The following is an 8,969-nucleotide window of genomic DNA, read 5'->3' on the forward strand; positions in this document are numbered from 1 at the left end:
GTTCTCAGGATTCCATACCCTTGATAACCGCTGTGCAGCGCGGACACAAGGCGGGATGCGAGGCGTCGGAGCCGAGTTCGGTGCTGTAAATCCAGCAGCGTTCGCATTTTTCGCCTCTGGCCTTTTCAACGCCGATGGCAAGGCCCGCCACCTCTTCATCCCGGTAGGCTGCCTGCGGGGCGCGGTCCAGCGCTTCCAGATGCAGCTGCGACACAATGCACACGGCGCGCAGGTCGGTATGCAGGCCTTCCAGGCGCTGTCGCAGTTCGTCCGCCACAAAAAGGGTGATGCGCGTATCCAGCGAGTGCCCGATAATACCCTCACGGCGCATAGGCTCAATGGCCTTTGTCACGGCGCCGCGCACGGCCAGCAGCACGTTCCAGTCATCACGCGTGCCTTCATCCAGCAGGTAGGGGGCCGCAGCCAGCGGCGGCAGGGCAAAGACTGTTGTTTCCGGCCCGCGCAGGCTCTCCGGCAGGTGACTGAAGATTTCCTCAGCGGTGAAGGACAATACCGGGGCCATATCACGCAACAAAAGGCACAGGATATGCCACAGGGCCGTCTGGGCGGAGCGACGTTCATCGCTGTGCGGTGCAGAGGCATAGAGGCGGTCTTTAAGAATATCCAGATACACGGAAGAAAGGTCCGTGACGCAATAGTTGTGCAGGGTGTGGTAGACCTTGTGGAAGTCAAAATCCATATAGGCCTGCTGCACACGCTCGTGCACACGCCCGGCCACGTCCAGGGCAAAGCGGTCCAGCGGCTGCAGCCTGTCCAGCGACAGCAGGTCGTGGGCGGTAATATCGCTCAGGTTGCCCATGATAAAACGGCAGGTATTGCGGATACGACGGTAGGCATCCACCAGGCGGCCGAGAATTTCGTCCGAAAGGCGGATGTCTTCGCGGTATTCCACCGAAGACACCCACAGGCGCACGATTTCAGCGCCGAACTTTTCAATAAGCTCCTGCGGCGCAATGACATTGCCCACGGACTTGGACATCTTGCGGCCGTCGCCGTCCACGACATAGCCGTGAGTAAGCACGGCGCGGTAAGGCGCGCAGCCGCGTGTACCCTCGCTGACCAGCAACGAGCTGTGGAACCAGCCGCGGTGCTGGTCCGAGCCTTCAAGGTACAGGTCGGCGGGAAAGCCCAGCTCGGGGCGTTTTTCCAACACGGCGGCAAAGCTTGTGCCGGAGTCAAACCAGACATCAAGAATGTCTGTTTCGCGCTTCCAGTGGTTGCCGCCACAGTGGGGGCAGGCAAGACCTTCAGGCACGACATCTTTCAGTTCGGCTTCGTACCAGTAGTCGCAGCCCGTGGGATGCTTGGCAAAGCGGGCGGCGATTTCCTGCATCCATGCCGGATCGTTCCAGGCCTCGCCGCAGTCTTCGCACAGCAGGGCCAGAATGGGTACGCCCCACTGCCGCTGGCGCGAGATGCACCAGTCCGGGCGGAACTCAACCATGTTATGGATGCGCTCGCGGCCCCAGGCGGGAATCCAGCGCACTTCTTCATCAATGGCCTTGAGGGCGCGGGTACGCAGGTCGTTCTTTTCCATGCTGATAAACCACTGGGTGGTCGCACGGAAGATGACCGGTTCCTTACAGCGCCAGCAGTGCGGGTAGGAGTGGCGGATTTTGCCCTTTTGCAGCAATGCGCCCACTTCTTCAAGCTTTTCAACAACCTTGGGGTTGGCTTCAAAAACGTTAAGCCCGGCGAAAAATTCCACGGCAGGCAAAAAGCGCCCGGCGTCATCCATCGGTGAATAGATTTCCAGCCCGTACTTGAGGGCCACATCATAGTCTTCACGCCCGTGGCCGGGTGCAGTGTGTACGCAGCCCGTGCCGGCATCCAGGGTCACATGCAGGCCCAGCACCAGCGACGACTGCCTGTCATAAAAGGGATGGCGCGCCTTGAGTCCTTCAAGGCGTTCTCCGGTGGCGCGGTCAAGAATGGTATATTCACTCCAGCCGAACGTCTCGGCGCAGGAGGCCACCAGCTCTTCCGCCAGAATGTACTGGCTGCCTTCGGCCTCCACCAGCGCATAGGTAAACTCGGGGTGCAGGCATACGGCCATATTATCCGGCAGGGTCCACGGCGTGGTAGTCCAGATGACCACATGCGCGCGCGCCGGGTCAGCGGCGGCAAAGACCTTTTTCAGGCCTTCATCGGGCAGAGCGAAGCGCACATACACAGAGGGCGAAGTGTGGTCGTTATACTCCACTTCCGCCTCGGCAAGCGCCGTATGGCAGGAGCAGCACCAGTAAATGGGCTTCTTGGCGCGCGCAACGCCACCGGCAGCCACAAACTTGGCAAGCTCCCCGGCCGTGACGGCCTCATACGCCGGGTCCATGCTGATGTAGGGATGATCCCAATCACCCAGAACACCCAGGCGCTTGAATTCCTTGCGCTGCACATCAAGCCATTTGTTGGCATATTCGCGGCAGAGCTTGCGCACCACATGGGCAGGCAGGCTTTTCTTTTTTTCCTTGAGGTCCTGCTCCACCTTGTGTTCGATGGGCAGGCCGTGGCAGTCCCAGCCGGGAACATACCACGAGGCATAGCCCGCCATGTTGCGCGACTTGACGATAATATCCTTGAGAATCTTGTTCAGCGCGTGCCCCATGTGCAGATGCCCGTTGGCATAGGGCGGGCCGTCATGCAGGATGTAGGTTCCCTCGCTGCCCGAGGCCTCAACCATGGCGGCACAGGCATTGGCGGCTTCCCACTTCTTGATGGCTTCCGGCTCACGCTGGGCCAGATTGGCCTTCATTGGAAAAGCGGTTTGAGGCAAGTTCAGCGTTTTTTTATAATCACTCATGGAGGCTCCCGGCACTGAATGTCGCAAGATATAATATGTTCTTCTGGGGTTGCCGCCAAACAAGAAATTTGCGCCAAGAGCAGGAAATCCGGCCCTTTTTGTGAAGGGAACATACTCTTGTGGTACTCGACCGGAAAAAGGCCGGGTGACGCAGGCATTTGGGCAAAAGGCTTGTTTCAGGACAGCCCCTGGTGGAAAAATCACTGTAGTTTGGGCAAATAGCCGTGCAAAGTCAAGGTTTGCCCCTGGCAGTGCGCAAAGGTGAGCCATTGGCATAAAGCATGAAAAATTCCCCGGGCTTGCGTCTTCGGGGCAACGGCTGCTTGCCTAGCGCAGCCGGGGCTGTTAAGCTGGCTTCTCTTCAGTTTGCGGCGACTTCCGGCCGCTTCGGGCTTGCCGAAGCCGCAATGGTGTTTATATGCCTGACAAGAGGTGACTATGTGTCTTGCCATTCCTGCCCGCATTGAAGAACTGTTCGGCGAAGGCATGGCCCGCGTGCGCGTGGGTGAAAGCCAGACCTTTTTGAACGCTTCGGTAATGCTTTTGCCCAAGGAACCCCAGATCGGGGATTATGTCATCGTGCATGCCGGTTTTGCCCTGCACACCCTGACGCCCAAAGAAGCCGAAGAAAGCCTGTCCGCCCTGCGTGAACTGGCGCAGGCTCTGGAAGACCCGCCGCAGTTCTGACACTGCGCACGGCCTTGCCATGTAAAATTCCAACAAAAATCCCGTGGACAGCCGCGGGATTTTTGCGTTTGTGCATTGCGGGGACACTGCCGGTGCAGCACAGGCAAACTCCGTAGCCGTCAGCCCGGATACTGTCAGCTACCTGCCGGATACTGCCATATGCGATCCCTTTCCGGGGAGCCCGCAGTTGACAGACCGTGCGCAGCCCCTATGCTTTTCATGTGGGTGCAGACAAACGCTTTGAAAAGGGGGCAACATGAAATTCAGCAACATCAATCTTCTGGACGAACTTTCACGGCCGGAATTCGCCCCGTTGCTGGCCGCTTTTCATGAGCGGCTCTGCCCCCGGCAGTCCATTATCTTCACTCCCCGCTATGACGATCATCTCTCTGATCAGGAGCCGCAGAAACAGGAAAGTTTTGTTTTTATCGTCAAGTCCGGCCTTGTCCGCGTTTACCTGTCGTGCGAAGAACGCGAGTTCACCATCGGCTTTCTGAAACCCGGCGATCTTTTTGTCAGCCATTCCAACGCACTGGTGCAGGCCGTGGATGATTCTGCCATCCTTTTGCTGGATACGCCCACCTTTAACAGGGGCATGATATCCATGCCGGAATTCACCATGCCCATTGTGCGCGTTCTGGGCGGCATGCTGAAAAGCTGCTTCAGTATTATTGACGGTCTTGCCCTGCGCGATGTCACCGTGCGGCTGGCGCGCCTGCTCACAGACCTGCCCCGTGAAGAGGACGGGCAAACGCCCGGCAGCCTTATCCGCCTGCCCCTTTCGGGTGAAAAGCTGGCCCAGAGCCTCGGCACATCACGCCAGACCATCTCCACCCTGCTCACAGACTTTACCCGGCTCGGCATTCTGCACAAGGAACAACGCGGCCTGTATCGCATACTGGACGAAGAGCGCCTGCGTGAGCTGCTGCGCTGACCGTGTTTTTTCACGGCCTGGTTTTTTGTCAGCCAGCCGACAGACAAAATGCCCGTTCCATGCCAGATTGTTGTAAATGACATGCGCCCGGGCGCACACCCGGCCCAAAGGCAGCAACTTTCAGCATGAGCGAGGAGAGCGCTATGGACGACAGGCAGACCGACATCAACAACATGTCCATCTGGGAAGATGCCCAAAAAATGCTGCATAAAGCCCGCGCAGAAGGCATTGAAACCGCGTGGGACAGACTGGCCCAGCAAACTCCGCACTGCCGTTTTTGCGAACTTGGCACGACCTGCCGCAACTGCGTCATGGGGCCCTGCCGCATCAGCGCCAAGGCCGCGCCCGGCGGCAAGCTCTCGCGCGGTGTGTGCGGTGCGGACGCCCACGTTATTGTAGCGCGAAATTTCGGACGCTTTATTGCCGGCGGCTCTGCCGGGCATTCCGACCACGGGCGCGATGTCATCGAAACCCTTGAAGCCGTGGTCGAAGGCAAGGCCGAAGGCTACGAAATCCGCGACCCGGCCAAGCTGCTGCGCATCGCCGGAGAACTGGGCATCGCCGTGGACGGCCTCGCCGTGAACGAGGTGGCTGCTCTTGTGGTGGACGCCTGTTACAGCGACTTCGGCAGCAGGCGCGGCGCGGTGAACTTTATTTCCCGTGTGCCTGCCAAGCGCAGACAGGTGTGGGAAAAACTGGGCATCACACCACGCGGCGTAGACCGCGAAATTGCCGAAATGATGCACCGCACCCATATGGGCTGTGATAACGATGCCCCCAACACCATGCTGCACGCGGCCCGCTGCGCCCTGTCCGACGGCTGGGCCGGATCGATGATCGCCACAGAACTGTGCGATATTCTTTTCGGCACGCCCAGCCCGCGCATGTCCACAGTCAATCTGGGCGTCATCAAAAAAGAAACCGTCAACATTCTGGTGCACGGGCATAATCCCGTTGTATCCGAAATGATCCTTGCCGTTTCACGCGAGCCGGAAGTGCTGGAGCAGGCCAGGCAGGCAGGAGCCGCGGGAATTACCGTGGCCGGGCTGTGCTGTACGGGCAATGAACTGCTCATGCGCCAGGGCATTCCCATGGCGGGCAACCATCTCATGACCGAACTGGCAATTGTGACCGGAGCCGTCGAAGCCGTGGTAGTGGACTATCAGTGCATCATGCCGAGCCTTGTGCAGGTAGCCGCCTGCTACCACACCCGCTTTATTGACACAGCCCCCAAGGCCCGCTTTACCGGGGCCGTGCACATGAACTTCACGCCTGAAAATGCCCGGCAGGAGGCAAGAGCCATTCTGCATATGGCCATAGAGGCTTTTGCCGCCAGAGATCCCGGCCGGGTTGATATTCCCGTTTCTCCGGTAAACATCATGACCGGTTTTTCCAATGAGGCCATCCTTGAGGCCCTGGGCGGCTCGCTGGACCCGCTGCTGGACGCCGTCAAGGCCGGAACCGTGCGCGGCTTTGCGGCCGTGGTGGGTTGCAACAACCCCAAGGTCAGGCAGGACTCGGCCAATGTGGGCATTATCAAGGAACTGATCAAAAAAGATATCATGGTGCTGGTTACGGGCTGTATAACCACGGCGGCAGGCAAGGCCGGGCTGCTGTTGCCCGAGGGCGCGGCAATGGCAGGACCGGGCCTGCAAAAACTTTGCGCATCTTTGGGCATTCCGCCCGTACTGCACATGGGCAGCTGTGTGGACAATGCCCGCATCATGCACCTTTGTGGTCTTATCGCCAACAGCCTGGGAGTGGACATCTCCGACCTGCCCGTAGTGGCATCCGCCCCTGAATGGTATTCTGAAAAAGCCGCGGCCATTGGCCTTTACGCTGTCGCCAGCGGCGTCTATACCCATCTGGGGCTGCCGCCCAACATTCTTGGCTCGGACGTGGTCACCGATATTGCCCTCAACGGGTTGGAAGGACTCGTGGGGGCGTCCTTTGTGGTTGAGGCAGATCCGGTCAAGGCGGCAGACCTGCTGGACAGGCGCATCCGCACCAAGCGGAGCGCCCTGGGCCTTGATGCCTGATCCGGCGGACGCATCACAGTTGTTTGTTCCGACGCGCGGCCATGGGGGGACGCGCATAAAAACCACGCGGCGAATGGTCTGCCGCGTGGCACGGTAGGAGAGGTTATGAAGATTGCCGTTTCCGGCAAGGGAGGCGTGGGCAAAACCACCATCACAGCCTGGTTTGGGGACTATCTGGCCCGCATGGGCCACCAGGTGTGGCTGGTGGATGCCGACACAGCCCTTTCACTGGGGCAGGCGTCCGGCCTGGATGCCCAAGCCATGCCAGTGGCCCTGGCGCAACGGCCTGAACTGGTTCGCGAGCGCATCCGTCCTGCAGGCCAGGGCGGCATGATGGTGCTCAATCCGCATGTGGAAGACCTGCCGGAAATTCTTTCCGCAGAGCTACCGGTCGCAGGGCCGTCTCTGGGGCAATGGCCGGTGGGGCGTAAACGGCTGCTCGTCATGGGCGCCCTGACCACGGCCAATGGTGGCTGCGCCTGCGAAGCCAGCGCCCTGCTCAAGGCCATGCTGGCCCATCTGGTGCTGGAAAGAAACGACTGGGTTCTTGTGGATATGGAGGCCGGCGTTGAACACCTGGGCAGGGGAACAGTGGCTCATGTGGATCGCCTGCTGGTTGTGTCCGAACCCAGCCTGCGCTCGTTGCAGACGGCAGTGCAGGTTTCGCGCATGGCCGCCGATCTGGGCCTGCAAAAACAGTCTCTGGTGCTTAACCGCACGGTGGGGGCAGAGATGTGCATCATCCCGCCCGAACTGCAGTTGCCGGACCACCGCATGGCACTGCCGCTTGTTCCACAACTGCGTCACCGCCAGTTGCTGACAACCAGCGTGCTCGGGCTGGATGGCACGGACCAGAAAATGCTGGACCGTTTCTTCCGGTGCCTGCTGGAGCAGTGGAGTCAGGATTGCTGCACCGAAAAAGCGTGCGCCTGATATCCTCTCTGACACGGCACAGATAAGTTACGTGCGGCCATGCCGCGCGCAGGACGAAGCTGCAGCCAAGCTGCAGCCAAGCTGCAAACAGCGAACGCCCCGCAGATATTCCTGCGGGGCGTTCGCTGTTCAGGTGCAGCTGCGGCCGCGTCAACTGACGGCGCCCCTCACTGCCAGCGGCTTAATGTCTGCGAACCTGCAATGCACTGCGGGTACGGGCAGGGGCAGCGGGAATGGAAGATACCAGGGACAAAACAGCAAAGCTCCCCGCGCGAGATGCAGCGGGGAGCTTTAAAAGATGTTGGCAGCGGCCTACTTTCCCACATGACGTTATGCAGTATCATCGGCGATGGAGAGCTTAACTTCCAAGTTCGGAATGGGATTGGGTGTACCCTCTCCTCCATGGCTACCAACAAAGTTGTCAAATATATAATTGACAGGGAAGGAAGGAGTTTTTTTCAAAACAAGCCGCACGGGCTATTAGTACTGGTCAGCTCCGCGTCTCGCAACGCTTCCACCTCCAGCCTATCAACGAGGTAGTCTACCTCGGCCCTTCAGGGATTGCTCCTGGGAGAACTTATCTTAAGGCAGGCTTCCCGCTTAGATGCTTTCAGCGGTTATCCCTTCCGCACATAGCTACCCTGCTGTGCCGTTGGCACGACAACAGGTCCACCAGGGGTGCGTCCATCCCGGTCCTCTCGTACTAGGGACAGGCCCTTTCAATTCTCCAGCGCCCACAGAAGATAGGGACCAAACTGTCTCACGACGTTTTAAACCCAGCTCGCGTACCACTTTAAACGGCGAACAGCCGTACCCTTGGGACCTGCTTCAGCCCCAGGATGTGATGAGCCGACATCGAGGTGCCAAACCGCATCGTCGATGTGAACTCTTGGATGCGATCAGCCTGTTATCCCCGGCGTACCTTTTATCCAATGAGCGATGGCCCTTCCATTCGGGACCACCGGATCACTAACACCTACTTTCGTACCTGCTCGAGATGTCTCTCTTGCAGTCAAGCTCCCTTATGCGTTTGCACTCGACGGCTGGTTTCCAATCAGCCTGAGGGAACCTTTGCATGCCTCCGTTACAATTTAGGAGGCGACCGCCCCAGTCAAACTACCCACCAGACACTGTTCCCTCGCCGGATGACGGCTGAGGGTTAGGGACCTGAAAAAACAAGGGTGGTATTTCAACAATGACTCCCCCCATACTAGCGTACAGGGTTCACAGTCTCCCACCTATCCTACACATGCAGTTCCAAATCCCAATGTCAAGCTATAGTAAAGGTGCACAGGGTCTTTCCGTCTTTCTGCGGGTACACGGCATTTTCACCGCGACTTCAATTTCACCGAGTCTCTGGCCGAGACAGTGTGGAGATCGTTACGCCATTCGTGCAGGTCGGAACTTACCCGACAAGGAATTTCGCTACCTTAGGACCGTTATAGTTACGGCCGCCGTTTACCGGGGCTTCAATTCGGAGCTTCGCTTGCGCTGACCCCTCCTTTTAACCTTCCGGCACCGGGCAGGCGTCAGTCCGTATACGTCGTCTTTAGGA

5 protein-coding genes and 2 rRNA genes (1 of these 7 only partly in view) are annotated in these 8,969 nt (G+C 58.9%); 4 read left to right on the forward strand and 3 right to left on the reverse strand.

The genetic code is table 11. The annotated features are described in order from the left end of the window. Window positions 1-4: 4 nt before the first annotated feature. Window positions 5-2,821 (reverse strand): isoleucine--tRNA ligase, encoded by a 2,817-nt coding sequence (ileS, locus tag ACZ495_RS09700; protein ID WP_012624028.1) that lies wholly within the window; start codon window positions 2,819-2,821, stop codon window positions 5-7. Between the two features lie 438 nt (window positions 2,822-3,259). Here ileS and ACZ495_RS09705 point away from each other — a divergent pair, with 438 nt between their 5' ends. The 4 genes from ACZ495_RS09705 (at window position 3,260) to ACZ495_RS09720 (ending at window position 7,414) form a co-directional block, all read left to right on the forward strand. Continuing rightward, window positions 3,260-3,508: a HypC/HybG/HupF family hydrogenase formation chaperone gene (locus ACZ495_RS09705; protein WP_012624027.1), complete on the forward strand. Its 249-nt coding sequence runs from the start codon at window positions 3,260-3,262 to the stop codon at window positions 3,506-3,508. A 256-nt stretch (window positions 3,509-3,764) separates the two neighbouring features. Further along, window positions 3,765-4,442: a Crp/Fnr family transcriptional regulator gene (locus ACZ495_RS09710; RefSeq protein WP_012624026.1), complete on the forward strand. Its 678-nt coding sequence runs from the start codon at window positions 3,765-3,767 to the stop codon at window positions 4,440-4,442. A gap of 143 nt (window positions 4,443-4,585) precedes the next feature. Then, window positions 4,586-6,481 (forward strand): anaerobic carbon-monoxide dehydrogenase catalytic subunit, encoded by a 1,896-nt coding sequence (cooS, locus tag ACZ495_RS09715; protein ID WP_072312380.1) that lies wholly within the window; start codon window positions 4,586-4,588, stop codon window positions 6,479-6,481. A gap of 105 nt (window positions 6,482-6,586) precedes the next feature. After that, window positions 6,587-7,414 (forward strand): ATP-binding protein, encoded by an 828-nt coding sequence (locus ACZ495_RS09720; protein ID WP_407845009.1) that lies wholly within the window; start codon window positions 6,587-6,589, stop codon window positions 7,412-7,414. A 299-nt stretch (window positions 7,415-7,713) separates the two neighbouring features. Here ACZ495_RS09720 and rrf read toward each other — a convergent pair. Together rrf and ACZ495_RS09730 are read right to left on the reverse strand one after the other, a co-directional pair. Continuing rightward, window positions 7,714-7,828, reverse strand: a 5S ribosomal RNA gene (rrf, locus tag ACZ495_RS09725). Between the two features lie 45 nt (window positions 7,829-7,873). After that, window positions 7,874-8,969, reverse strand: a 23S ribosomal RNA gene (locus ACZ495_RS09730) (it continues 1,837 nt past the right edge of the window).

Source organism: Desulfovibrio sp. GTC20076 (assembly GCF_055385905.1).